This window comes from Flavobacterium limnosediminis JC2902 (genome assembly GCF_000498535.1).
GTDB lineage: Bacteria > Bacteroidota > Bacteroidia > Flavobacteriales > Flavobacteriaceae > Flavobacterium > Flavobacterium limnosediminis.
The window spans coordinates 304,881-329,668 of sequence record NZ_AVGG01000002.1; the positions used below are offsets into that span (position 1 = coordinate 304,881).

The 24,788-nt window shown below is 39.8% G+C and carries 25 protein-coding genes; 16 read left to right on the forward strand and 9 right to left on the reverse strand.

Annotated elements, in window-relative coordinates; genetic code table 11:
• The first annotated feature begins 23 nt into the window (after positions 1–23).
• The gene (locus FLJC2902T_RS04135; protein WP_023578516.1) at positions 24–1,226 is read left to right on the forward strand and encodes a pyridoxal phosphate-dependent aminotransferase; all 1,203 of its coding nucleotides are present in this window, start codon (positions 24–26) and stop codon (positions 1,224–1,226) included.
• 156 nt (positions 1,227–1,382) lie between these two features.
• Here the strand turns inward: FLJC2902T_RS04135 and FLJC2902T_RS04140 are convergent, their stop codons facing one another.
• The 5 genes from FLJC2902T_RS04140 to FLJC2902T_RS04155 all read right to left on the reverse strand — a co-directional run bounded on the left by FLJC2902T_RS04140 (position 1,383) and on the right by FLJC2902T_RS04155 (position 5,115).
• Positions 1,383–2,366, reverse strand: a complete 984-nt coding sequence (locus FLJC2902T_RS04140) for a peptidase associated/transthyretin-like domain-containing protein (RefSeq protein WP_035677099.1) — start codon at positions 2,364–2,366, stop codon at positions 1,383–1,385.
• 136 nt (positions 2,367–2,502) lie between these two features.
• Positions 2,503–4,152, reverse strand: a complete 1,650-nt coding sequence (locus FLJC2902T_RS04145; RefSeq protein WP_023578518.1) for a serine hydrolase domain-containing protein — start codon at positions 4,150–4,152, stop codon at positions 2,503–2,505.
• A gap of 2 nt (positions 4,153–4,154) precedes the next feature.
• Positions 4,155–4,328 carry a hypothetical protein gene (locus FLJC2902T_RS16365; RefSeq protein ID WP_023578519.1) on the reverse strand — a complete coding sequence of 58 codons (174 nt, stop codon included), beginning with the start codon at positions 4,326–4,328 and terminating at the stop codon, positions 4,155–4,157.
• Positions 4,329–4,351: 23 nt separating this feature from the next.
• Positions 4,352–4,780: a hypothetical protein gene (locus tag FLJC2902T_RS16475; protein WP_245594742.1), complete on the reverse strand. Its 429-nt coding sequence runs from the start codon at positions 4,778–4,780 to the stop codon at positions 4,352–4,354.
• Complete coding sequence (locus FLJC2902T_RS04155) at positions 4,777–5,115, reverse strand: PadR family transcriptional regulator (protein WP_023578520.1); 339 nt, start codon at positions 5,113–5,115, stop codon at positions 4,777–4,779. The genes FLJC2902T_RS16475 and FLJC2902T_RS04155 overlap by 4 nt, the downstream gene beginning before the upstream one ends.
• 141 nt (positions 5,116–5,256) lie before the next feature.
• On the opposite strand from FLJC2902T_RS04155, the gene purT reads away from it, so the two are divergent.
• The 10 genes from purT to FLJC2902T_RS04205 all read left to right on the forward strand — a co-directional run bounded on the left by purT (position 5,257) and on the right by FLJC2902T_RS04205 (position 15,311).
• A complete protein-coding gene (gene purT, locus FLJC2902T_RS04160; protein ID WP_035677234.1) occupies positions 5,257–6,423 on the forward strand; it encodes a formate-dependent phosphoribosylglycinamide formyltransferase in 1,167 nt (388 codons plus the stop codon).
• A gap of 69 nt (positions 6,424–6,492) precedes the next feature.
• The gene (locus tag FLJC2902T_RS04165; RefSeq protein WP_023578522.1) at positions 6,493–6,813 is read left to right on the forward strand and encodes a DUF6370 family protein; all 321 of its coding nucleotides are present in this window, start codon (positions 6,493–6,495) and stop codon (positions 6,811–6,813) included.
• A 391-nt stretch (positions 6,814–7,204) separates the two neighbouring features.
• On the forward strand, positions 7,205–10,039 hold the full coding sequence (locus FLJC2902T_RS04170; protein ID WP_023578523.1) for a T9SS sorting signal type C domain-containing protein: 2,835 nt from the start codon (positions 7,205–7,207) through the stop codon (positions 10,037–10,039).
• A 234-nt stretch (positions 10,040–10,273) separates the two neighbouring features.
• A complete protein-coding gene (locus FLJC2902T_RS04175; protein WP_023578524.1) occupies positions 10,274–10,849 on the forward strand; it encodes a Crp/Fnr family transcriptional regulator in 576 nt (191 codons plus the stop codon).
• A 248-nt stretch (positions 10,850–11,097) separates the two neighbouring features.
• Positions 11,098–11,817 carry a pirin family protein gene (locus tag FLJC2902T_RS04180; RefSeq protein ID WP_211233877.1) on the forward strand — a complete coding sequence of 240 codons (720 nt, stop codon included), beginning with the start codon at positions 11,098–11,100 and terminating at the stop codon, positions 11,815–11,817.
• 211 nt (positions 11,818–12,028) lie between these two features.
• The gene (locus FLJC2902T_RS04185; protein ID WP_023578526.1) at positions 12,029–12,559 is read left to right on the forward strand and encodes a YceI family protein; all 531 of its coding nucleotides are present in this window, start codon (positions 12,029–12,031) and stop codon (positions 12,557–12,559) included.
• Positions 12,560–12,819: 260 nt separating this feature from the next.
• A complete protein-coding gene (fabD, locus tag FLJC2902T_RS04190; protein ID WP_023578527.1) occupies positions 12,820–13,692 on the forward strand; it encodes an ACP S-malonyltransferase in 873 nt (290 codons plus the stop codon).
• 88 nt (positions 13,693–13,780) lie between these two features.
• Positions 13,781–14,572 carry a HipA family kinase gene (locus tag FLJC2902T_RS04195; protein WP_023578528.1) on the forward strand — a complete coding sequence of 264 codons (792 nt, stop codon included), beginning with the start codon at positions 13,781–13,783 and terminating at the stop codon, positions 14,570–14,572.
• On the forward strand, positions 14,550–14,933 hold the full coding sequence (locus tag FLJC2902T_RS04200; RefSeq protein WP_035677105.1) for a DUF3037 domain-containing protein: 384 nt from the start codon (positions 14,550–14,552) through the stop codon (positions 14,931–14,933). Before FLJC2902T_RS04195 ends, FLJC2902T_RS04200 begins: the two co-directional genes overlap by 23 nt.
• A 126-nt stretch (positions 14,934–15,059) precedes the next feature.
• Positions 15,060–15,311, forward strand: a complete 252-nt coding sequence (locus tag FLJC2902T_RS04205; protein ID WP_023578529.1) for a hypothetical protein — start codon at positions 15,060–15,062, stop codon at positions 15,309–15,311.
• A gap of 92 nt (positions 15,312–15,403) precedes the next feature.
• Here FLJC2902T_RS04205 and galE read toward each other — a convergent pair whose 3' ends face one another.
• Both galE and FLJC2902T_RS04215 read right to left on the reverse strand, forming a co-directional pair.
• Positions 15,404–16,429, reverse strand: coding sequence for a UDP-glucose 4-epimerase GalE (gene galE, locus FLJC2902T_RS04210; RefSeq protein ID WP_023578530.1), 1,026 nt, complete (start codon positions 16,427–16,429; stop codon positions 15,404–15,406).
• Positions 16,430–16,492: 63 nt separating this feature from the next.
• Positions 16,493–17,623 (reverse strand): DegT/DnrJ/EryC1/StrS family aminotransferase, encoded by a 1,131-nt coding sequence (locus FLJC2902T_RS04215; protein WP_035677108.1) that lies wholly within the window; start codon positions 17,621–17,623, stop codon positions 16,493–16,495.
• 100 nt (positions 17,624–17,723) lie between these two features.
• On the opposite strand from FLJC2902T_RS04215, the gene FLJC2902T_RS04220 reads away from it, so the two are divergent.
• The 4 genes from FLJC2902T_RS04220 (at position 17,724) to FLJC2902T_RS04235 (ending at position 22,035) form a co-directional block, all read left to right on the forward strand.
• Positions 17,724–18,956 (forward strand): 3-deoxy-D-manno-octulosonic acid transferase, encoded by a 1,233-nt coding sequence (locus FLJC2902T_RS04220; RefSeq protein WP_023578532.1) that lies wholly within the window; start codon positions 17,724–17,726, stop codon positions 18,954–18,956.
• Between the two features lies 1 nt (position 18,957).
• Positions 18,958–19,422, forward strand: a complete 465-nt coding sequence (locus FLJC2902T_RS04225) for a GNAT family N-acetyltransferase (protein ID WP_023578533.1) — start codon at positions 18,958–18,960, stop codon at positions 19,420–19,422.
• An 11-nt stretch (positions 19,423–19,433) separates the two neighbouring features.
• Positions 19,434–21,590 carry a S46 family peptidase gene (locus FLJC2902T_RS04230; protein ID WP_035677113.1) on the forward strand — a complete coding sequence of 719 codons (2,157 nt, stop codon included), beginning with the start codon at positions 19,434–19,436 and terminating at the stop codon, positions 21,588–21,590.
• 208 nt (positions 21,591–21,798) lie between these two features.
• Positions 21,799–22,035, forward strand: a complete 237-nt coding sequence (locus FLJC2902T_RS04235; RefSeq protein WP_023578535.1) for a hypothetical protein — start codon at positions 21,799–21,801, stop codon at positions 22,033–22,035.
• Positions 22,036–22,106: 71 nt separating this feature from the next.
• Here FLJC2902T_RS04235 and FLJC2902T_RS16555 read toward each other — a convergent pair whose 3' ends face one another.
• Both FLJC2902T_RS16555 and FLJC2902T_RS04240 read right to left on the reverse strand, forming a co-directional pair.
• A complete protein-coding gene (locus tag FLJC2902T_RS16555; RefSeq protein WP_023578536.1) occupies positions 22,107–22,235 on the reverse strand; it encodes a hypothetical protein in 129 nt (42 codons plus the stop codon).
• A gap of 3 nt (positions 22,236–22,238) precedes the next feature.
• Positions 22,239–23,765, reverse strand: a complete 1,527-nt coding sequence (locus FLJC2902T_RS04240) for a GH3 auxin-responsive promoter family protein (RefSeq protein ID WP_023578537.1) — start codon at positions 23,763–23,765, stop codon at positions 22,239–22,241.
• Between the two features lie 121 nt (positions 23,766–23,886).
• On the opposite strand from FLJC2902T_RS04240, the gene FLJC2902T_RS04245 reads away from it, so the two are divergent.
• Positions 23,887–24,684, forward strand: a complete 798-nt coding sequence (locus FLJC2902T_RS04245) for a DUF2797 domain-containing protein (RefSeq protein WP_023578538.1) — start codon at positions 23,887–23,889, stop codon at positions 24,682–24,684.
• Positions 24,685–24,788: the final 104 nt, after the last annotated feature.

The window sequence follows — 24,788 nt, forward strand, 5'->3', positions numbered from 1 at the left end:
ATAACTACATAACACATCTTAATATGAACCCGCTTTCGGATAGAATTAACAATTTATCTACGTCACAAACGTTAGCCATGGCTGCCTTAGCCAGAGAATTAAAAGCTCAAGGAAAAGACATTATCAGTTTAAGTTTAGGGGAACCGGATTTCAACACCCCGGATTTCGTTAAAGAAGCTGCCAAAAAAGCCATCGATGAGAATTACAGCACGTATACTCCCGTTGAAGGTTATTTAGAACTGAAAGAAGCTATCTGTCGTAAATTCAAAAGAGATAATAATTTAGACTATACCCCTTCGCAGATTGTAGTTTCTACAGGTGCGAAACAATCCTTATACAACATTGCGCAGGTAATGTTAAACGACGGAGATGAAGTAATCCTTCCCGCGCCGTACTGGGTTAGTTATTTCGAAATCATCAAACTTTCGGGAGGAACTCCGGTAGAAGTACCAACCTCTGTAGATACTGATTTCAAAATCACACCGGAACAATTGGAAGCCGCCATCACACCAAAAACAAAAATGATGTGGTTCAGTTCGCCTTGTAACCCAAGTGGTTCGGTTTACAGCCGTGAGGAACTTACTGCTTTGGCAAAAGTATTGGAAAAATATCCGAACATTTACGTGGTTTCCGATGAAATCTACGAACACATTAACTTCTCAGGCACTTTCTGCAGTATCGGATCTATTCCGGGAATGTTGGAAAGAACCATCACCGTTAATGGGGTAGCAAAAGCATTTGCCATGACGGGTTGGAGAATCGGTTATATCGGTGGTCCGGAATTCATCGCGAAAGCATGTACAAAAATCCAGGGACAGGTAACCAGCGGAGCGAACTCTATTGCACAACGCGCGACCATTGCAGCTGTTGACGCTGATCCTTCGGTTTTAAAACATATGGTAGATGCCTTCCACAGTCGTCGTGACTTAGTGGTAGGTTTGTTAAAAGAAATCCCGGGTATTAAAATCAATGTTCCGGAAGGAGCGTTTTATGTATTCCCGGACGTTTCTGCGTTCTTTGGGAAAACATTAAAAGGAACCGAAATTAAAGACGCAACAGATTTCTCGATGTATCTTTTGGCAGAAGCCAATGTAGCCACAGTAACCGGAGACGCTTTCGGAAACCCGAACTGCATCCGTTTCTCTTACGCCACCAGCGAAGATTTACTGAAAGAAGCCTTACGCCGAATCAAGGAAGCAGTAACCACTGCCGAAGTTTTAGCATAAAAATTAAGCCTCAAGGAAACTTGGGGCTTTTTTATATTTGGGCGTGACCACAAGGGTCGGGCTTTCCGTTGCAATCTTTTGCTTTTTAAAGAAAAAAGCAAAAGGATTTCCACTGCAATCCCTCACGCAGTACGATAGTTCATGAACTGTCCCAACTTAATACGCCGAAATCACATACCCAATTCCGATATTATAAACCGGATATTCCTTCCCTTTTTTATAGACCATCGGCCTGTCGATTTTGCGCCATTTTTCGGAGCTATCGAACACATGTCGAAATAGCGTTAATGGTCCTTTCGGAGCTTCAACCAGTGGGTAATTCGGTAAAATTATTTTAATGAATTTCTTCTTTTCTCCATGCACTTCACGAACACCATAAGGCATTTCCGGTACATACTCCCCTTTTTCATTTGTTTTTCCGATTACAGTCATGACCACAAAAAAGCCTTCATCCGGTACAGGAATTGATTCCTCAAATTTTACCTCAACTTTTTGAGAAACTTTATCGGATTGAATCACAAAAACTTTATCACAACCGTATAATTTAGCACCCGGCAGCTTATCCGAATTACTCATAAATTCAAACCGAACCATCGTTCCGTAAGGATGCTCCTCAAAAGAAGAATCTGCCATCCCCTGATAGAGATCTTTCACTATCAAAGGAATCGTAACCGATTTCAAAACACCGTTTCCCTTTTCATTCGGAATATAAAATGCGAATTGCTGTCCGATAGATGACCAATACATTTCATCAATATTGTCATGCAGTGAAGGTTTGACAACATACTCTTTTCGCTTTTTTAAATCTTTCCGTGTTACCGGGATTTTCATTTCATTCAACACATTGGTTTCGGGCTGAAGTAAAACTACATTATCGATTAATGTATCGATGGAAACCATTCTGGAACTATATCCGATATGCGTAATTTTTATTGTTTTCGGAATATCCTTATCCAATGTTACTTTTCCGTTTTCATCGGTAAATAATCCATAACCGTTTTGCAAATTAATGCTTGTATACGGAAGCGTTTCCTTGGTGATGGAATCTTTCACAATTAAATAATGTTCCTGAGAATATGCTTTTGAGAAAGAAATATGAAGTAACAGGAACAGCAATACATTAATTATCTTTTTAAACATGACGAACAACAATAATTTTAATGGTTTTTGATTTCGCAATATTAAGACTTCTACTACACATAACTTCGAAAGCCTCATGTTTAGTATCAAAAAAGCCTCAAGAAAATCTTGAGGCTTTTTCAACATTGTTTAGTTACTACTGATTTTTCTCAAATCGAATCTCTCTGACCGTTCCTTCTGCAAAAAGTAACATCCCCGATATTTCATTTTTATCGTTTCGAACAAAATGATATAAAGCCCTTTCACCATTTCCCATTTCATCCTTCTGCACCGTAATCAGCGGAATATTTTCATGATTGCGATAGCTCAACAACAATATATTGTCTTTCATAAAAAAGCGATAGGTCACACCCAGTTCTTCTGAAGAATAACTCCCGACAAACTCTGTCAGGTTAACCGTTTGCGGATTTACAAAAACAGCCCGCTTAAAATAGAACGGCGTCCCTCCAAAGGAAATCATCATATCACAAGGTGCATTTTTCTCCGTAAAGAATTCGTATTTTACACTTTCATTATTGATCCTATGGAATTTATTCGGCTCACATCCCTGTAATGCAATTGCTTTCCGAGACTGAGCTCCTTTTGCTTTCAAGGTATCGTTTTCCATCAGGATTTCCATTTTCATATCGCTGTTCAGCTCCTTATACTGTCCAATAAAGTGGTGAAAATCTTTTGATTTCGGAATAAAAATTTTCTTTTTAGCGGTCGGTTTTTCATTAACAGCGTCGAGAAACAAATCCAACACCTTATAAGAAATCGGCGTTGGGTTTATCGATTCCAAATTTGTCATAATAATAACTGATATTTGTTTTTCCGGCAAAGTAATCAATTGGGATTGTCCTCCTAAACCGTAACCGCTGTGACTGATTGCCTTCCAACCTTTATAATCATCCACCATTACTCCTCTTCCATAATGCGCTTTTTCACCGGAAGGCAACATTTCACACGTTGTCAAAAACTGAGTAAGTTCCGTGAATTTTTGATTTTTACCATTAAGGACCTCAACCCATTTTACCAAATCCAACACTGTTGATCCCATGCTTCCCGCACCATAACTTTTTTGCACTCTTGGAAATTGCAGATAACCTTTATCCGAACTTTGGTAACCAACCGCCCTGTTTTTTATCAAACTGTTGTTTTCGGTCCGAATTAATGTATGTGACATCCCCAATGGCTTAAAAAGATTTTCATTGGCATACTCATGGAGATTTTGTTTTGTAATTCTTTCGATGATAATGGCCAAAAGATTATAGGGCGTGTTGCCATAAATCACTTTTTCACCGGGAATATTGTTCAATCCTTTTTGCTTACAGGCAAGTTGCAATAAGGTTTGATTGTCATAATATTCCGTATCATAATCGAAACCCATCAGGTACATCAACGAGTTATAATCCCGAAATCCGCTGGTATGATTCAGTAAATGACGGATTTTAATTACTTCTCCGTACTCTGGCAATTCGGGCAGATACATCCTAACATCGTCGTCCAATGCTATTTTTTTATCACGAACGAGCGTCCACACACAAGCCGAAGTAAATTGTTTGGCAATGGAAGCGATACTAAAAACCGTGCTGTCTGAATTTTTAATATTGTATTCCAAAGTTGAAAACCCGATTCCCTTGGAATAAATCAGTTTCCCATTTTGCACCACGCCAATACTTAGTCCTGGAGTGTTTGGTTTTTCGTATTCTTTAAGCAACTCGTCAATTTTACCCAAAGTGCTCATCTGTGAAAACGTAGTTTGTGTTGTCAACAGCAGCAAATACAATATAAAAAAGCCTCTCATACCTAAGCGTTTTTATATTTATGATAGAAGTACAACGGAATCAATCCGAAGTTAAGCAACAAAAAACCGGCGAATACGATAATTCCTCTCCAAGGCCAGTGCAAAAATTCGAACATTGCCCCGATTCCCAATACAAAACAGGTTAAGAAACCTAGTACATAAATTGATTTTTTCATACATTATAGTAGTTTTAGTTGGTTTAAATAGTTTTCTGGATTGCGTTTTTATAGCGTTCGTAAAAGAGTACCGGCAACAATATAAGGTTCAGTGCAATAAATCCCGAAAAGAGAATGATTCCGGCAAAAGGCCAATGAAAAAGCTTAAACAAAACACCGGTACTCAACAGAAAGGCAGCTAAAAATCCACTAAAATAGACCACTCGTTTTCTCCTGATATTTTTCTTTTCATATAACTGGTAATGCGTTTCTTTTTGCAAACTTCCCAAAGCAGAATATCCCCCGAAACGTTGCAACGCTCCCCGATAAGCAGTTTCGAAATCAGTAAAATCACCGGTCTCAATAAACGTACAGATATGATCCAGCAAATCTTCGCGAAGCGCTTCGGAAGCCACACCATAAAATTTAAGGTTGGCTTCTATATACTCAATTTGATTATCGGTTAAAATCATTTCGCAACGGCTTTAGGTTTAAAAATCAGTGAAAGCGTCTGGATAAAATCATTAAGCTCAGAAGAAACATCAATAGCGACTTTTTTTCCCGACTCGGTGATACTATAATACTTCCTCACCCGCTTTCCGATGAACACTTTTTCGGTTGTCAAAATCCCATCCGCTTCCAACCTATGGAGAATCGGATACAATGCACCCTCGGAAATATCAATTTTTCCCAGAGTGAGTTCTTTTACACATTGTGTAATTTCATAGCCATACATTTTATCACTTTCGCTTATGAGTTTCAAAATGATGGGCTGCAAGGTTCCCTTGGTTAATTCTTTACTATACATATTGCAAATATACATTTTACTACAATGTATACAAATAAAATATAATTGATTTTCAGTTATTTAAAAAACACTACTAAAGAAAACGCAATTATAACTGACAAAGTATTTATTTTTACATCCTATTTAAACAACCCACAAACAATGCAAAAGAAAATATTACTGTTAGGTTCCGGCGAACTCGGAAAGGAATTTGTCATCGCTGCACAACGAATAGGACAAATCGTGATTGCTGTTGATAGCTATGAAAATGCTCCAGCCATGCAGGTAGCTCACGGATTTGAAGTCATCAATATGTTGGACGGCGCCGAACTGGATCGCATCGTGGCCAAACACCAGCCCGATTTTATTGTGCCCGAAATCGAAGCCATCCGAACCGAACGTTTTTACGATTATGAAAAACAAGGAATTACCGTGGTCCCATCCGCGAAAGCTGCCAACTTTACCATGAACCGAAAAGCGATTCGCGATTTGGCTGCTAAAGAGTTAGGACTAAAAACTGCCAATTACAGATATGCTACCTCAGCCGAAGAATTACAGAAAGCGGTATCCGAAGTCGGCATGCCTTGTGTGGTAAAACCATTGATGTCGTCCTCCGGAAAAGGGCAATCGACCATAAAAACCGAATCCGATATTGAAAAAGCATGGAAATACGCCGTTGAAGGTTCCCGTGGTGACGTGGTGGAAGTAATTGTGGAAGCGTTTGTAAACTTCAATTCGGAAATCACATTACTGACCGTTACCCAAAACAACAATCACACTTTATATTGTGCGCCAATCGGACACAGGCAAGAACGTGGCGATTATCAGGAAAGCTGGCAACCAGCAAGAGTTTCTCAAAAAGATATTGAAGAAGCACAAGACATGGCTCGTAAAGTAACCGAAGCTTTGGGCGGCGCCGGACTTTTTGGCGTGGAATTTTTCCTGACCGACGAAGGTGTCTATTTCTCAGAATTATCCCCTCGACCACACGATACCGGAATGGTAACATTAGCCGGAACTCAGAATTTCAACGAATTTGAATTGCATCTGCGTGCTATTTTAAGTCTGCCGATTGCCGAAATCACTTTGGAGAAAGTGGGTGCCAGTGCCGTAATTTTAGCTTCTGAAAATTCAGACAACCCAACCTATACCGGTATCGAAAAAGTGGCCGGTCTATCCAAAACCGATTTCAGAATCTTCGGAAAACCCACCTCCCGACCTTACAGACGAATGGGCGTGATACTATCAAATGATACTATGGATACACCTGTGGAAGAAGTGGTGGAACGCGCTAAAAAAACGGCTGGTTTAGTAACTGTAAATGTATAAATCAAGCTTTCTGACAGTCTCCGTTTTCAGTCACAGTGGTAAAACTTTAGAAACCGAAACCTATTCCATATGAAAAACATTTTCGTTACACTTCTATTTCTTTCAACAGCCGCACTATCAGCTCAGGAAAAGAAAGAAAAACCAAAAACACAAATCGTGGAGGCTTCCTGCGGCCAATGTCAATTCGGAATGAAAGCCAAAGGTTGTGATTTGGCCGTACGGATTAATGGAAAAACCTATTTCGTTGACGGAACCACTATAGACCAACACGGCGATGCCCACGCCGAGGACGGCTTCTGCAATACCATACACAAAGCAGAAGTTTCCGGAGTTATTAAAAACGACCGTTTTAAAGTTACTACCTTCAGATTAGTGGAAGAAAAAAAATAATTTATCCTACAAAAAATCTCTACAAAAGCACGCTCTTGTCATAAACGACAAAAGATCGTGCTTTTTTCTTTCCAACAAAAAACAACCTGCTCAAATTCAGGGTTTTATATCTAAATTCTCCTGATCTGAATCCAACACCCCTTAAAAAGATCACCCTTAACAAAATAAAACACTTTGCACCAGACAATCACCGAAAAAAAAAATCACAATATCCTATATTTATAACAAAATCAGGTGAATTATACAAAAATAAATGTAGTACTAAATTTGTTAAATTTTAAATCTTACAGATAGTAGACTTTTTATGCATTTCATCGGATTTATTCACCCTCCTGAATACGCCGAAATATCTTTGTTAAGAATTGCACCCAGATAATTTAAAACAAATACCATGAAAAAAAATCTACTATTGCTAATCACTGTCATCTTGTTTGCTTTTGACAGTACTGCTCAATGTACCATTTCAGGAACAACGGTAAACGCAAGTAGTATTACTTGCACTACATTTAATGGCTGCTCTACGGTTTACATTGGTAACGGAACTGACGCGACTACTTTGGTAATGAACGCAAATTTAAGTTTTCCATGCTTAGGCGCTATTACTTTCGTAATCCGAAACAATGCCTCCATTGATTTTTCCGACAACAATAAAGACTTAACATTGCCAGCCGGTTCGTCACTTATAGTTGAAAACGGAGGAAGCATAGGTGCTTCGGGAAACTGTAGTGCCTCCGATTTAATTAAAATCGGAACTACCAGCATAGCCTCATGCAATGGCGGCGGTAGTGGAGTATCAACTACCTTCCCAGTACTCGTAACCAACGGGGGATATAATGTTGTTACTGCGAGTGCTACTTCAATTTGTGGCACAGGGGCTTCTACGATTACAGCGTCAATGTACCCGGCGCCAACAGCAGCGACAACATACAAGTTGTATACTGATGCTAGTGGAGGTACTGCTTTATCAACAACAAATTCTACAGCGACACCTTATTCAGCAACATTTACAACATCAGTTCTATCATCATCTACCACATATTATGTTGAAGCTATTACAGGTGCCTTTACAACGCAAAGAAAACCGGTTACAGTTGTTGTAAACAACACCCCATCAACACCAACGGTGACTACAACACAGCCAAACTGCTCAACTGCATCAGGGGCAATTACTATTACCGCTCCTACAGGTTCAGGAATAACATACAGTATTAACGGATCTGATTACACCAATACCACAGGAGTTTTCAATTTATTATCATCTGGAACATATAACGTAACAGCAAAAAATTCTGCAGGATGTATTTCAGCAGCAAATAGTGTTACTATCAATACCCAACCAACAGCACCAGTAACACCAACATTGGGAACTGTAATTCAGCCGACATGCGCGACAGCCAACGGGAGCTTTTCCATAAGCAATTACAATGCTGCTTATACTTATGCTGTAACTCCATCAACAGGAGTAACCGTTTCAGGATCTACAGTTACGGCTCCAGTAGGTACCTACACCGTTACAGCGACATCAGGGTCATGTACATCAACAGCATCTTTAAGCGCAACGTTTAATCCGGTTGTAACCAATACCTGGAACGGCTCAACTTGGTCAACAGGAGTTCCTCCTACAGCGAATGATAAAATAATTTTTGCCGGCAACTATTCATCTTCTTCTGATATTACAGGATGTTCTTGCCAAATAAATTCTGGTAATATTGTTATAAATTCCGGCAATACTTTAACAGTAACCAATGATATCAATGTTTCAGGAGGTTCATTAACATTTGAAGATTCAAGTAGTTTACTTCAGATTAGCGAAACCGCTGTAAACACAGGAAACATAATCTATAAAAGAACAACAACACCGTTAAAACAATACGACTACACCTACTGGTCGTCTCCGGTAGCCAATGCCACCTTAGCGCAACTTGCTACTAATTCCTTATTTTATTCCTATACCGCAATTAGCAACAATTGGGTAAGACAATACGCAGGTGACGCAATGGTTAAGGGAAAAGGTTACATAGGAAGAGCTCCAAGCGGACTTAATTACAGCACTACGCAAATAGTTCAGACAAATTTCATTGGTACACCTAACAACGGAACCATCACAACACCTTTCTCAAAAGGAGCAGGCATTCTTAATTTAATAGGAAACCCTTATCCTTCCGCAATTGATATTGATTTATTCCTTACTGATCCTGCCAATGCCGGAATCGTAAACGGAACTATTTACCTTTGGACACACAATACCGCAATCAGCAGTAGCATCCCGGGAAACCACACGTACAACTACACTGTAAACGATTATGCAAAATACAATCTTACAGGTGGCACCAAAACTGCTTCGTCAGCAACTACGGGAGATTATCCTGTAGTCCCAACCGGAAAAATAGCTGCAGGACAAGGATTCTTTATCGATGCCCATACCGCTATGGCTAACGGAACACAAAGTGTAACGTTCAAAAATTCAATGCGCGTACAAAGTAACAACACGCAGTTTTTCAGAACCAATCAAACGGAAAACAACACCAATTCCACACCGGTTTCACTTGAAAAACACCGCGTTTGGATTTCGTTAAGTAACACTCAAGGTGGTTATAACGAAGCGCTTGTGGGATATATCCAGGAAGCAACAAATGAAATGGACAGACTGTTTGACGGAAAAACACTTCCTTCTGAAAATGTGATCTCAGTTTACTCTATGCTGTCAAACGACAAATTATCCATTCAGGGACGCAGTTTGCCGTTCGCAGCCACAGACATTGTTCCTTTAGGATATACAACTACTCTTAACGGACAAATGAGCATCACTTTGGAGAATTTCGACGGACTTTTCGCAAATCAGGACATTTACCTATGGGACAGAACAACAGGGATTTATCACGATTTAAAAGCCAGCGCATTTACCTTCACAACAACCAGCGGAACATTCAACAACCGTTTTGAGTTACGCTTTACAACAGAAACATTGGGTATTGATGCTCCGCTTGATAACAGCAACGCTATCCGAGTAATTGCGAAACAAAATCAAATTACTGTATTGTCTGGTCTTTCAAACATCACTAGCATCGAAGTACACGATTTAACAGGTAAATCAGTATACTCCAAAAAAGGGATTAATACTAATGAATTCAACACTGATGCTATTCCAGCATCATCACAGATGTTGATCGTAAAAGTAACTTTAGACAACAAACAAACTTTAACAAAAAAAGTTTTAATACCGTAGCCTGAAAAGAAGACAACTGCTAAACAATAGTAAACAAACTACAACCAAAACCCCGGCCCCGTCTCATTTTGATATGAAACGGGGCTTTTTTTGACTGCTTCAAAAACAGAAAATGAATCAGCGGAATGAAGATTTCGTCCCTCAGCCCATAAAACAATTCCTCATTTCAAAAAAAGAAAGGTTTTAATCATCCGAAATCATAGTGACTTTTTCATTACATTTGAAGACCTCTCAATGAAGACTCTATTAGAAAATATCGCAAAACATGTTTCGCTCACCACTGAAGAGCAGGAACTCGTTTTGACTTTAGTGCAGACCGAACACTACAAAGCAAAAACCATACTTTTAAAAGAAGGACAAATCTGCACGCATTCCTTTTTCATTCTCAAAGGCATCCTCAGAAGTTATACCGTTGACCAAAACGGCGTGGAACATGTGGTGAGTTTTGCGTGCCCGGGTTGGTGGATTGCCGATATGTACAGTTATCTTTCGCAACGACCGGGACAACTTTTTATCGAAACCAATGAAGAGGCCGAAGTCATGTTACTATCCAAAGAAAATCAGGAGAAATTATACCTTCAGGTTCCGAAACTGGAACGTTTTTTCCGCATACTGATCGAAAACTCACTGGTAGCCAACCAACAACGACTCATTGACAACATGAGTTTTACCACCGAAGCACGATACGACAAATTCTCCAAAAAATATCCGGAATTGGTGAACTGTCTTCCGCAAAAACAAATCGCTTCTTATATTGGTGTTACCCCGGAATTTTTCAGTAAAATGAAAGCACGTCTTTTAAAAAAATAACAACCTCAGCTACTTAGTGCCTTAGCACCTCCAAAATCATTTCTTAATCCAGATTAAGTGCTTCTGCAATAAGCATACCGTAACTTTGTCCTATCAAAATAAAAGTTATGAACCGAAAAGATTTTATCCGGAAAACAATTTTAGGTGGAGGCGCCGTAATAACCGGAACCGCCTTAGCCAACAGTACTTCTGAAAAGACAGAAGAGGTTGTTGGATTCAATCATATTCAAAACACCAATTCAAAGATTATGGAAAACAGCATTTTACACAAAGCCGATACACGAGGAAAAGCAAACCACGGTTGGCTACAAAGTTTTCACACCTTCAGTTTTGCCAATTATCACAATCCGGAACGCATGAATTTCGGAGTACTTCGCGTATTGAATGACGATACCGTTTCTGCCGGAATGGGCTTTGGAAAGCATCCGCACCAAGATATGGAAATTATCAGTATTCCGTTGGAAGGCGACTTGGAACACCAAGACAGCATGGGCAACAAAACCGTGATTCGAAACGGAGACATTCAGGTAATGAGTGCCGGAACTGGAGTACAACACAGCGAGTACAACAAAAATGAAGACGAACAAGTGAAGTTTTTACAAATCTGGGTCATTCCAAACAAAAGAGGCGTAACCCCACGATACGATCAGATTACGCTGAATAAAGATGACAGAAAAAACAAATTGCAACAGATACTGTCACCCAATCCGGAAGATGCCGGCGTATGGATTCATCAGGACGCGTGGTTTCATTTGGGTAAATTCGATCAGGATGTATCAACCGAATACAATTTCAAAAAAACAGGCAACGGATTGTATGTTTTTGTACTGAGTGGAGACCTTACGGTAAACAACCAGGAGCTGAATACCAGGGACGGTTTCGGAATCTGGGATACCGATACTGTTACGATTAAAGCGAACTCGGAAACCGAATTCCTGTTGATGGAAGTTCCGATGCAGATTCAGTAAGCAGTCGCAGTTTTCAGTCGCAGTTGACACTTGACAGTCACGGCAAACAACTCGATACTCAGATTAAAACTAAGACTGAAAACCGTGACTGAAAACTGAGACTGAAACTGAAAACTAAAATTTCTTAATCCAGATTAAGTACCTGAACCCCAACCCCGACGTAACTTTGACCTATCAAATTACAACACAACATTTAACAGAATAAAAAATTATGGCAACAACAAAATGGGCAATCGACCCGACACACTCAGAAATTGGATTTAAAGTAAAACACATGATGTTCACCAACGTATCCGGAAAATTTGAAAATTACGATGCAAACATTATCACCGAAGGCGATGATTTCAGCAAAGCAATTATCGAATTCACAGCTGATATTAATTCGGTAGACACCCGAAACGCCGACAGGGACAATCACTTAAAAAGTGCTGATTTCTTTGACGCTGAAAACCACCCGAAAATGACATTCAAAGCGTCTTCGTTCACGAAAGTGGATGACGAAAATTATGAATTGGCCGGTGATTTAACCATGAGAGGCGTTACCAAATTCGTAACACTTCCGGCAGAATTCAGCGGACTGATGACAGATCCTTGGGGAAATACCAAAGCGGGCCTCAACATTTCCGGAAAAGTGAATCGTAAAGACTGGGGACTGAACTGGAACTCGGCTTTGGAAACCGGTGGCGTTTTGGTAAGTGAAGATGTGAAACTGAACATTGAATTACAACTTTTAAAACAATAATGCCTTCCTAATAATTAGTTTTTGATTAATGATGAAAGAACCTGTAATTCGTTATGAATTGCAGGTTTTTTGTTTACCGACACAAAACAACCCTTCCTCCTAGCCCCGATGGGACGGAAATCCTGTCATTGCGAGATTGTTTTGCAATCCCGCAATGACAGATTGGAGGGACAGCGGGAACGACGACACCAAAAATGCCCTAAAGTTGGCGCTTCAAAAAAATCACTATTTTTGCATCACAAAACTAAATCAATAAAAAGATGAAAGCATATGTATTCCCGGGTCAGGGTGCGCAATTCACCGGAATGGGTAAAGATTTATATGAGAATTCGGCAGTAGCCAAAGAGTTGTTTGAAAAAGCGAACGAAATATTAGGCTTCCGTATCACCGACATTATGTTTGAAGGTACGGCGGAACAATTGAAAGAAACCAAAGTTACGCAGCCGGCGGTATTTTTACACTCGGTTATTTTAGCGAAAACATTGGAAGATTTCAAACCGGAAATGGTAGCAGGTCACTCTTTAGGAGAATTTTCGGCTTTAGTAGCCAATGGTGCTTTATCGTTTGAAGATGGATTGAAATTAGTTTCCCAACGTGCTTTAGCCATGCAGAAAGCTTGCGAAATTACACCATCAACCATGGCAGCGGTATTGAATTTAGAAGATAAGATTGTAGAAGACATTTGTGCGTCTATCGACGGTGTTGTCGTTGCGGCCAACTACAACTGTCCGGGACAATTGGTGATTTCCGGTGAATTGAAAGCCGTGGAAGAAGCCTGCGAAAAAATGAAAGAAGCCGGAGCGAAACGCGCTTTGATTTTACCGGTTGGTGGTGCATTCCACTCACCAATGATGGAACCGGCCCGTGAGGAATTAGCTGCGGCTATCGAAGCAACTACTTTCAGCACACCGATTTGTCCTGTTTATCAGAACGTAACGGCAAGCGCGGTATCCGATGCGACCGAAATCAAGAAAAACTTAATCATTCAATTAACTGCTCCGGTAAAATGGACGCAATCGGTACAGCAAATGATTGCTGACGGCGCAACTTCATTTACGGAAGTAGGTCCGGGGAAAGTATTGGTTGGATTGGTAAATAAAATCAATAAGGAAGTGGAAACTATTTCTGCTTAATCCTTAAAAAGTTTACACTTGAAACTCCGTCGGTTGTCCGTCGGAGTTTTTTATTTTAATGATATCTTTGTGAAACAAGACGACAACTATGAATCAGAATAATTTGCGAACCGTTACAGTGATGCGTTATATTACGCCACTTCGGGAAGGCGGTTCTTTACCTGCTTTGGCAGAAGCCGATGACGATTTCAAATATGTTTTGAAATTTCGCGGTGCCGGTCATGGCGTAAAAGCATTAATTGCCGAATTGCTTGGCGGAGAAATTGCCCGTTTTTTAGGATTGCCGGTTCCGGAACTCGTTTTTGCCAACTTAGACGAGGCTTTCGGCAGGATGGAAGGCGATGAAGAAATTCAGGATTTATTGAAATTCAGTCAGGGCTTGAATTTAGGATTGCATTACCTTTCGGGAGCGATTACCTATGACGCCGCCGTGAATGATTGCGACGAACTCCTTGCTTCTAAAATCGTTTGGCTTGATGCTTTCATCACTAACGTTGATCGAACCTTCCGCAACACGAATCTATTGATCTGGCATAAGGAACTTTGGCTGATTGATCACGGCGCTTCCTTTTATTTTCACCATTCCTGGGACAATTGGAAAGCGAATGCGGTGAGTCCTTTTGCACTGATAAAAGATCATGTCTTGTTACCAAAAGCAACAAAAATGGAGGAAGTCCATGCAGAATTTACCCAAAAATTAAACGACACGGTACTGAAAGAGCTTGTACATTTAATTCCGGAAGATTGGTTGCAATGGGAAAATGGAGAAATAACTTCCGAAGAAATTAAAGACGTTTACTTTCATTTTTTGTCCTTACGACTGGCAAACTCAGATAACTTTTTAAAACAAACACAAGATGCACGAAAAACACTTATATGAATATGCCGTAATTCGTGTGGTACCTAAAGTAGAACGCGAAGAATTTATCAATATCGGATTGATACTTTTCTGTAAGCAACAAAAATACCTGAAGATTGAGCATCAAATCCCTATGGAGAAAATAAAATTATGCTGTCCGGATTTTGACGTGGAACAATTGGAAGAAAACATAACCTCGTTTACCAAAATTTGTTCCGGGAAGCAAGAAGGAGGCCCAATAGCAGAATTTGAAATAGCGGAACGCTTTCGTTGGCTCACAGCGGTGAGAAGTTCCAGCATACAAACCTCAAGACCACATCCTGGTTTTAGTACGAATCTGGACAAAACATTTGAAAAATTATATGCCGAATTGGTTCTATAAAACCCCTCTCTCGGAATAGTTTGTTTTACAACCTATTTTTTTTTTACCTGTTTTGTTTTTTATTAAAATTTTATTTTAACTTTATCCATAAGTATAAATGATTATTAATTCTTAAAAAATCAACAAATGAAAAAAACACTTTTAGCCTTAGCGTTCGTTGGAGCATTGATGGTTTCTTGTAAAGAAAAAACTGAAGAGAAAATGGAAGAAGCAACTGATGCTGCTGCAACTGAAATGGTTGAAACTGTAGACACTGCTGCTGCTGCAACAGAAGCTGCTGTAGACACTGCTGCTGCTAAAGTAGAAGACGCTGCTGCTGCCGGTGCTGCTAAAGTAGAAGAAGCTGCAAAAGACGCTAAAGAAGCTGTTAAAAAGTAATTTTAAAGGCCGGTTCGCCGGCCTTTTTTTATTTGCAAAACAACGTTACTTTATATAAAAACTCCCAAACCGTTACTGATTTGGGAGTTTTATTATTTAGCAAATACTTTTCTGATTTTCTGTTCCCATTTCCAGGCGCTGGCAAGGGATTCCTCTAACGTGGATTCGGCCTTCCATCCCAAAACCGCATTGGCTTTATCCGTATTGGCATAGGCAATGGTAATGTCCCCTTCCCTTCTGCCTACTATCTTATAGGGTAACTTCTGATTACTGACCTTTTCGAAGGCATGAATCACTTCCAAAACAGAGCTTCCGGTTCCGGTTCCCACATTGAAAGTTTCGACTTTTTCAGAATTTTTCTTTTCGATTAAACGCTGTAATGCCACCACATGCGCTTTTGCCAAATCAACCACATGAATGTAATCACGTATACAGGTTCCGTCCGGTGTGGGATAATCGTTTCCGAAAACGGATAATTCTGCCCGAAGACCCATTCCCGTCTGTGTGATAAAAGGCACTAAATTTTGAGGAACGCCGATAGGCAATTCACCAATTTCAGCACTGGGATGCGCGCCGATCGGATTAAAATAACGCAGTAAAATGGCATTAATGTCGGACACTTTCGCAACATCCTTAATGATCTCCTCACCTATTTGTTTTGTATTTCCGTAGGGCGACATTGCCTCCTGAACCGGTGCGTCTTCGGTAATTGGCATTTTTTCGGCCTGACCGTAAACCGTACAGGAAGAACTGAAAATAAAACGGGCATCGTCTTTTTTCTCTAATTCCTGAAGCACGTAGATTAAGGAACTAATGTTGTTTTCATAATACAGTAACGGATTTTCCACACTCTCTCCCACCGCTTTTGACGCTGCGAAATGAATCACTCCCGAAATATCGGAATGTCTTTTAAAAAAATCCTGAACGGCATTTTTCTCACGCAAATCCAGTTTTTCAAAAGCAGGAATTTTGCCGGTGATGCGGGATATCCCATCTAATACTTCCAGGGAAGAGTTCGACAAATCATCCACAATCACAACTTCAAAACCCTGATTTTGCAATTCCACCGCCGTATGCGACCCTATAAAACCCAAACCACCTGTAACGAGTATTTTCATTGATTGATTTTTAATTATAACAATTGCTTCTTTTGATGTTATAAAAATACAGTTTTTAAATGACTAATTGAAAAATTCCAAGACAGAATCGACAATAAACTTGATTTGCTCGTCATCTAACTCGGTATGCATCGGCAATGAGATTACTTCTTTTACCAATTGGTTGGTTACCGGAAAATCTTCTTCTTTATATCTGGTATCCAGGTACGCCTTCTGACTGTGTAACGGAATCGGGTAATAAATGGCACACGGAATTCCTTTCACCTGAAGATGTTCCATCAACGCATCTCGGTTTGCATCAACGATACGCAAGGTATATTGGTGAAAAACATGATAATCACATTCATCAGGTATAGTTGGCGTTATGATATTTTTATGCCCTTCAAATCCTTTCGAATATTTTCGGGCTGCGTTTTGTCTTGCTTCATTATACAAATCCAATAATGGCAACTTGGCATTCAGAACAGCTGCCTGAACACTGTCTAAACGTGAATTTACACCGACAACATCGTGATGGTAACGCACATACATTCCGTGATTCACGATACCGCGAAGTGTGTGCGCCAAAGTATCATCATTGGTAAAAATCGCTCCCCCATCTCCGTAACAACCTAAGTTTTTAGACGGGAAGAATGACGTTGCCCCTACATGGCCAATAGTCCCAACTTTTCGTTTAACACCGTCTCTTCCGGTAAAATCAGCACCAATAGCCTGCGCATTATCCTCAATCACATATAAATTATGTTCTTTAGCAATATCCATGATCGCATCCATGTTAGCCGCACGACCAAACAAATGCACCGGAACTATCGCTTTCGTTTTTGGTGTAATAGCCTTTTTAATCGCTTCGATCGAAATGTTCATATTGTCCATTTCCACATCCACCAGTACAGGCGTTAACCTTAACAACGCAATCACTTCAACAGTTGCCGCGAAAGTAAAATCGGCAGTAATAACTTCATCACCAGGTTCCAATCCCAATCCCATCATCGCGATTTGCAGAGCATCGGTTCCATTAGCGCACGGAATCACGTGCTTCACACCCAAATAATCTTCAAGACTCTTCTGGAATTGTTGCACTTGCGGTCCGTTAATATAGGTATTGCTATCTAAAACCTCCTGGATAGAAGCGTTTACGGTATCTTTTATTTTTTCGTATTGACTTTTCAGGTCAACCATTTGTAACTTTCTCATTTGAAAAACGATTTTTTAAACACGCAAAAGTACGAATTAAACCAGAATGATTTAAGGATAATAAAAAGAAACCGTATTTTAGCGCGACAAAAGGAACGTTATGTTTTTTCTCTACAATTTAGTGGTTCAGATTGCGGGATTTCTCCTGAAAACAGTGGCTTTATTCAGTCCGAAAATAAAATTGTTTGTTGATGGACGGAAGTCGGTTTTCAGCACATTATCCGATAAAATTTCAGCTTCCGACAAAACCATTTGGTTCCATGCCGCCTCGCTAGGCGAATACGAACAGGGACTTCCGGTGATGGAACAAATCAGGGAAAAATTTCCGACCCATAAAATTGTGGTGACGTTCTTTTCGCCATCCGGATATGAAGTCCGCAAAAATAATACGGTTGCCGATGTGACCGTTTACCTTCCGTTGGACACTAAAAAAAATGCACAAACCTTTTTAAAGCTGGTGCATCCCGAGATGGTTTTTTTCATCAAATACGAATTCTGGCCCAACTACCTGAACGAACTTAAAAATCAAAACATCAAAACCTATCTGATTTCAGGAATTTTCAGGGAAAAGCAAAGTTTCTTTAAATGGTACGGCGGTTTTTACCGAAACGCACTGAAAAACATTAATTACTTTTTTGTTCAGAATGAAAATTCAAAGAAACTTTTGCAAAATATCGGCTTCCATAATGTAAAAGTATCCGGTGACACCCGTTTCGATCGTGTGGTTTCCATTTTGGACCGTGACAATTCATTGGATTTTATCGAACAATTCAGAAACGACACTACCACTATTGTCATCGGAAGTTCGTGGCCGAAAGACGAATCTTTATTGATAAATTACATCAATCAATCGGATGACAATCTCAAATTCATCATTGCGCCGCACAACATCAAACCGGAACAGATTCAGCAATTAAAAAGTGGGATTGCAAAGAAAACGGTTTTGTTTTCGGAAAAAGAGAATATTAATTTAGCCGACTATCAGGTTTTCATCATAGACACCATCGGTATTCTGACCAAAATTTACAGTTATGCCGACATCGCTTATGTGGGTGGCGGTTTCGGAAATCCAGGCGTACACAATCTGCTGGAACCGGCGACTTTCGGAATCCCGATTGTGATTGGCCCGAATTATTCCCATTTCGCAGAAGCCACGGCGTTGGTAAATATTAAAGGTTGTATTTCGATTGCGAATCAGAACAAACTGAATCAGGCTTTTGATCTGCTGACACAAAACGAAGATGAACGTTACGAAAAAGGACATATCTGCGGCACTTTTGTTCAGATGAATAAAGGCGCTACGAATACGATTCTGAAACACATTCTTACCTAAGATGAATCCGGAAACAACATTCAAAACCCTTACCTTATCAGACATCGACACGATTGTTCCTCTGATGCAGGAATTTTATGCCATCGATAATTATCCGATCAACATTGAAAAATCGAAAGTACTTTTTAAGGAATTTATCGAAAATAAACATTTGGGACGAGCTTGGCTGATTTACCATAACAATACGAATGTCGGCTACGTAATTCTGACGTTTGTTTTCAGTTTTGAATACGGCGGAACCATAGCTTTTCTGGACGAATTGTATCTTTCTGAAAACGCACGGGGCAAGGGAATCGGAAAAAAAGCTATTCAGTTTATTCAGACAGAAGCTCTTAAATTAAAGTTAAAAACAATCTACCTCGAAGCGGAAGAGCACAATGAAAATGCACAAAAATTGTATCTTGCCTGCGATTTTACCATACATCATCGTAAAATAATGAAATACATAGTACAAAAACACCCTTAACAAATAACACAATGAAATTTCTAAGACTCCTTATTATTTTATTCGTTCTTCCTATATACGCCCAACAAGGCGGGATGTGGGTTCCTTCTTTATTGAAAGGAATGAACGAAACTGAAATGAAAAATCTGGGAATGAAAATCAGCGCCGATGATATTTACGCCGTGAACCATTCCAGTTTAAAAGATGCCGTTCCTCATTTTGACGGAGGTTGTACTGCCGAAGTGATTTCCCCGAAAGGATTAATCCTGACCAACCACCACTGCGGATTTGACAACATCCAAAGCCATTCTTCGGTAGAACACGATTACCTGACCAATGGTTTCTGGGCCTATAAAATGGAAGAGGAATTACCCAATAAAGACCTGTTCGTAACTTTTATCGTTCGCATCGAAGACGTAACCAATAAGGTTATGGAAAGTGTTGCCAATCTTCCGACAGAAGCGGAAAAACAAAAGAAAATTCAGGAGAACATCGCGATGCTGAACAAAACCCTTCCAAAAGAATCTTGGCAGGAAAACAGCATCAAAACTTTTTATGACGGAAACCAATACCTTTTATTTGTAACCGAAACATTCAAAGACATTCGTTTGGTGGGCGCTCCGCCGTCTTCAATCGGGAAATTCGGTTCGGATACCGACAACTGGGTTTGGCCGCGTCATACCGGCGATTTCTCTTTGTTCCGAATTTATGCGGGGAAAGACAACCGTCCGGCAGAATACTCCAAAGACAACGTACCCTATGTACCGAAACATTTCTTCCCGGTTTCCATAAAAGGCGTTAAGGAAAATGATTTCACGATGGTAATGGGTTACCCGGGCAGAACTCAGGAGTATTTGCCTTCGTATGCCGTGGAGCAAATCGTTAACTCATTGAACCCGGCTAAAATTGAAATTCGTGACCGTGCCTTAAAAACACAGGACGGTTTCATGAGAAAAGACAACGCTATCAAAATCCAATACGCGGCTAAATATGCACAAGTGGCCAATTACTGGAAAAAATGGATTGGCGAATCAAAAGGTCTGAAAAAATCGGATGCGGTTACCATCAAGCAAAAATTCGAAAAAGACTTAACGGACAAAATCAATAAAGCCGGAAAACAGGCAGAATACGGCAATTTATTAGCTGATTTCAAAACCAATTATGAAGCCATTGCTTCTTACGCTTTAGCGAGAGATTACTTTTCGGAAGTTGTTTTAAGAAATACCGAAATCTTAAACTTCGGTTACCGCTTGTACCAATTGGAACAAGTTTACAATACCAAAGGCGAACAAGCTTTTAACGACAAGAAAGCCAACCTGATTGCAGGATTCGAACCTTTATATAAAGATTTCAACGCTAATGTGGATGAGAAAGTGTACGAACAACTGATTGCCTTGTATTCTAAAAAATCACCGCAGCAGTTTTTACCGGAATCGATTAAAAACATCAACCCGGAAACGAGTGCCAAAACGATTTTCACTACTTCAAAACTGACTTCTTATAACGGATTGAAAGAATTATTGCAAGGTGACGCAAAATCAGTGATTGAAAAAATGAATCAGGATCCGGCATTCCAACTGGTAAAAACAATTGCAGACGCTTATAATAAGAATGTAGCTCCGAAATACGACGAGTTAAACCTGAAAAACATCGCATTACAACGTACGTATATGAAAGCCATTTTGGAATTGAGTCCGAAATCGGCACGTATTTTCCCGGATGCCAACAGCACGCTTCGTGTGACTTACGGAAAAGTGAAAGGCTACAATCCAAGTGATGCCGTAAGCTATGCTCCGATGACCTATCTTGACGGATTGATGGAAAAATACATTCCGGGCGACTATGAGTTCGACGTTCCTCAAAAACTGATAGACCTGTATAATGCGAAAGATTATGGACAGTATGCAGATAAAAACGGCAAAATGCCGGTAGCGTTTATCGCAACCAATCATACCACAGGAGGTAACTCTGGCAGTCCCGCATTAGACGCGAACGGCAACCTAATCGGACTGAATTTTGACCGCGTTTGGGAAGGCACTATGAGCGACATTCACTACGACCCATCCATATGTAGGAATATTATGGTTGATATGCGTTACGTTTTATTCGTAATTGACAAATATGCAGGTGCAAAAAACCTGATTGACGAGATGAAATTGGTTACACCTTCAAAAAAGAAGAAAAAATAACATAAAACTGTAAATCAAACAGATACAAAAAAGCAAAAGAAAATTTCACTTACAAATTCAATTTGTTTTTTATGGCACGAAATTTGTTTTATAGCTGTGGGTTCCAATGGAATATATTTTTTTGAAAAAATGAAAAAAATTATTTTATCATATCAAAAAATTTATATCTTTGCCCCGAATTAATAATTAACCTTTATAATTTAGTAAGATGAAAAAAGTTGTTTTAAGCTTAGCTTTAGTAGCTATGATGAGTGTTTCTTTCGTATCATGTAAAGAAACTGCAAAAGAAGAAACTGTAACTGAAGAAGTTGCTCCTGCTGCTGAAGAGGCTGTTGAAGCTACAACTGAAGCTGTTGATACTGCTGCTGCTACTACTGAAGCTGCTCCTGCTACTGAAGCTGCACCTGCTGCTGCTCCAGCTGCTGAAGCTCCAGCTGCTCACTAGTATTTTAAATACAGTAAGAAAAAAAATAGTCCTGCTTTTAGCAGGACTTTTTTTTTACACCAATATAAGGTTTAACAAGGCTTTACCAAGGCTTTTTGAGGTTTCACCACTTCACATCTTCCCGGACCGCACCCCAATCTTCTCGGACCACAAGACGCCAACACCCCCATTAACATTCCAAAAATCAATACCTTTCTCATAATTTAAACTGTTTCAGAAAACTGTAACGCTTTCAATTGCTCCAAATAATCCCTCTGATTTGACAGCCTCGGAATCTTATGCTGTCCGCCCAATTTATCCTGCTCTTTCAGCCAATCGTAAAACAAATTGGTACGCGCTACATTCAAAACCAACGGGTTTAATGTCATATTATTGTATCGTTTCGCTTCATAATCCGAATTCACTTCCTGTAAACATTCGTCCAGCAATTTACCAAAGACTTCCATATCAGCAGGTTTTCTTCTGAACTCCACCATCCATTCATGCGCTCCTTTTTCTTTTCCTTCCATAAAAATCGGTGCCACCGTATAATCAATTACCTCACAATTCAGTTGCTGACAAGCTTTTGCCAAAGCCATATCGGTATTTTCAACCATCAACTCCTCCCCAAACACATTGATATGATGCTTTGTTCGTCCGGTCACGCGAATGCGGTACGGATTTAAAGAGGTAAAACGAATCGTATCTCCAATCAGATAACGCCACAATCCCGAATTAGTAGTTATTACCACCGCATAATTTTTATCTACCTCGACTTCCGCAAGACGTATTACACGTTGATTCAGCGTCCCGAAAGTGTCCATCGGAATGAATTCATAGAAAATACCGTAATCCAGCATCAGCAATAAATCACTTGAATTGTTAAGATCCTGAATCGCAAAGAATCCTTCGGAGGCATTATAAATTTCATAAAATTTAAAATCCGGATTCGGCAAAATCTTCTTATACTGCTCACGATACGGTTCGAAACTCACCCCTCCGTGAAAATAGACTTCCAAATTCGGCCATATTTCCAATAGATTTTCTTTTCCGGTTTCTTCCAGCATTTTATTCAGCAATACCAGCATCCATGACGGCACACCTGCAAAACTCGTTACATTTTCATTTCTGGTCTCGTTAATGATGGCCTGAATTTTTGTTTCCCACTCGCTCATCAGCGACACCTTATTACTTGGCGTGCTGCTGAATTCAGCCCAAAAAGGCATGTTATCAATCAGAATCGCCGACAGATCCCCGAAAAAGGTATTATTATCCTCATACAACTGTTTACTTCCTCCCAAACGAAGGCTTTTTCCCGTAAACAACTCCGACTCCTCATTATTATTCAGATACAGGCACAACAGATCCTTACTCGCCTTGTAATGACAATCTTCCAAAGCCTCGTTACTTACCGGTATGAATTTACTCTTTGCATTGGTCGTACCGCTAGACTTGGCAAACCACTTAATAGGCGTGCCCCAAAAAACATTCTGTTCGCCTTTACGGGTAAGTTCAATCAGAGGCTCGAGTTCTTCGTAAGTTGACACTGGAAGCCGTTCGGAAAAGGTTTTATAACTTTTGATGGTTGAAAACTCATATTTCCTGCCAAGCACGGTTCCTTCCGCCGAACGAATTAAATTGAACAGTAATTCTTCCTGCACCTCATTGGGATACTTTAAAAACAATTCCATCTGATGAATTCGTTTTTTTAAAATCCAGGTAGCAATCGAATTTATAATGGTTAATGGCATTTTTTCGTAATTATGAATTGTAAATTATGATTTATAACTTTACGGTTTTACCAAAAATAACAAAATTTAGCGATAATTTTGCCTGCCGAACCTAATTCCTGAATTTTCAAATCCTAAAAAAATGACATACGAAGGCGTACTGACGAAAATGCAAACCGAATTCGGAAACCCGATTCAGTATTATCTTGTTTTTGAAAACAGCTTTTTAAACATTAACCAACTGCTTAACAAAGAATTGGAAATTACCTTTCAGGGCTACCAATGTTTAAACTGCGGTAAGAAGAAGAAAATTTTCCGTCAGGGATTTTGTTACGATTGTTTCATGTCGAGTGCCTCGGCAGGAGATTGGATCATGAAACCGGAATTAAGCACGGCACATCTGGATATTGAAGACCGCGACCTGGAATACGAAAAACGAGTACAGTTACAACCTCATATCGTTTATCTGGCTTTATCCAGTGAAGTAAAAGTCGGCGTAACACGAAAAACTCAGGTCCCGACACGTTGGATTGATCAGGGTGCGATTCAGGCGGTGCCGATTGTGGAAGTACCGAATCGCTATTTGGCCGGGATTACCGAAGTCGCTTTAAAAAATCATTATGCCGACAAAACCAACTGGCAGAAAATGCTTAAAAACGACATTCCCAATGTGGATATCGTTGCCGAAAGAAACAGTTTAGGCAATCTCATTCCGGAAGAAGTCCAACCCTATTTTACGGCTGTTCCTGAAAAAAGATATGATTTAGTCTATCCCGTTTTGGAATATCCGAAAAAAGTAAACAGTTTAAACCTGGACAAAACACCTCATTTTTCAGGAAAACTTTCCGGCGTAAAAGGACAATACCTCATCTTTGAAGACGGTACGGTTTTTAATGTGCGGACTTTTGAAGGCTATGTGGTTAAAATCAATGTATCCTAAGAAAATACAACTATTGATACTCCGATCATAAAAAACACAGATTTCACAAATCCACACGAGTCAGTCTGTGCAAAATTTGTGAAATCTGTGTTATAAATATTCTG

Coding starts and splice junctions, on each gene's coding strand:
- FLJC2902T_RS16475 (WP_245594742.1), bottom strand. CDS start 4,780: ATGATTTTAACCGATAATCAAATTGAGTATATAGAAGCCAACCTTAAA.
- FLJC2902T_RS04195 (WP_023578528.1), top strand. CDS start 13,781: ATGAATCAGAATAATTTGCGAACCGTTACAGTGATGCGTTATATTACG.
- FLJC2902T_RS04205 (WP_023578529.1), top strand. CDS start 15,060: ATGAAAAAAACACTTTTAGCCTTAGCGTTCGTTGGAGCATTGATGGTT.
- FLJC2902T_RS04220 (WP_023578532.1), top strand. CDS start 17,724: ATGTTTTTTCTCTACAATTTAGTGGTTCAGATTGCGGGATTTCTCCTG.
- fabD (WP_023578527.1), top strand. CDS start 12,820: ATGAAAGCATATGTATTCCCGGGTCAGGGTGCGCAATTCACCGGAATG.
- FLJC2902T_RS04235 (WP_023578535.1), top strand. CDS start 21,799: ATGAAAAAAGTTGTTTTAAGCTTAGCTTTAGTAGCTATGATGAGTGTT.
- FLJC2902T_RS04225 (WP_023578533.1), top strand. CDS start 18,958: ATGAATCCGGAAACAACATTCAAAACCCTTACCTTATCAGACATCGAC.
- FLJC2902T_RS04155 (WP_023578520.1), bottom strand. CDS start 5,115: ATGTATAGTAAAGAATTAACCAAGGGAACCTTGCAGCCCATCATTTTG.
- FLJC2902T_RS04140 (WP_035677099.1), bottom strand. CDS start 2,366: ATGTTTAAAAAGATAATTAATGTATTGCTGTTCCTGTTACTTCATATT.
- FLJC2902T_RS04240 (WP_023578537.1), bottom strand. CDS start 23,765: ATGCCATTAACCATTATAAATTCGATTGCTACCTGGATTTTAAAAAAA.
- FLJC2902T_RS16365 (WP_023578519.1), bottom strand. CDS start 4,328: ATGAAAAAATCAATTTATGTACTAGGTTTCTTAACCTGTTTTGTATTG.
- FLJC2902T_RS04165 (WP_023578522.1), top strand. CDS start 6,493: ATGAAAAACATTTTCGTTACACTTCTATTTCTTTCAACAGCCGCACTA.
- FLJC2902T_RS04215 (WP_035677108.1), bottom strand. CDS start 17,623: ATGAGAAAGTTACAAATGGTTGACCTGAAAAGTCAATACGAAAAAATA.
- FLJC2902T_RS04135 (WP_023578516.1), top strand. CDS start 24: ATGAACCCGCTTTCGGATAGAATTAACAATTTATCTACGTCACAAACG.
- FLJC2902T_RS04180 (WP_211233877.1), top strand. CDS start 11,098: ATGGAAAACAGCATTTTACACAAAGCCGATACACGAGGAAAAGCAAAC.
- FLJC2902T_RS04200 (WP_035677105.1), top strand. CDS start 14,550: ATGCACGAAAAACACTTATATGAATATGCCGTAATTCGTGTGGTACCT.
- FLJC2902T_RS16555 (WP_023578536.1), bottom strand. CDS start 22,235: ATGAGAAAGGTATTGATTTTTGGAATGTTAATGGGGGTGTTGGCGTCT.
- FLJC2902T_RS04245 (WP_023578538.1), top strand. CDS start 23,887: ATGACATACGAAGGCGTACTGACGAAAATGCAAACCGAATTCGGAAAC.
- FLJC2902T_RS04230 (WP_035677113.1), top strand. CDS start 19,434: ATGAAATTTCTAAGACTCCTTATTATTTTATTCGTTCTTCCTATATAC.
- galE (WP_023578530.1), bottom strand. CDS start 16,429: ATGAAAATACTCGTTACAGGTGGTTTGGGTTTTATAGGGTCGCATACG.
- FLJC2902T_RS04175 (WP_023578524.1), top strand. CDS start 10,274: ATGAAGACTCTATTAGAAAATATCGCAAAACATGTTTCGCTCACCACT.
- FLJC2902T_RS04185 (WP_023578526.1), top strand. CDS start 12,029: ATGGCAACAACAAAATGGGCAATCGACCCGACACACTCAGAAATTGGA.
- FLJC2902T_RS04170 (WP_023578523.1), top strand. CDS start 7,205: ATGAAAAAAAATCTACTATTGCTAATCACTGTCATCTTGTTTGCTTTT.
- FLJC2902T_RS04145 (WP_023578518.1), bottom strand. CDS start 4,152: ATGAGAGGCTTTTTTATATTGTATTTGCTGCTGTTGACAACACAAACT.
- purT (WP_035677234.1), top strand. CDS start 5,257: ATGCAAAAGAAAATATTACTGTTAGGTTCCGGCGAACTCGGAAAGGAA.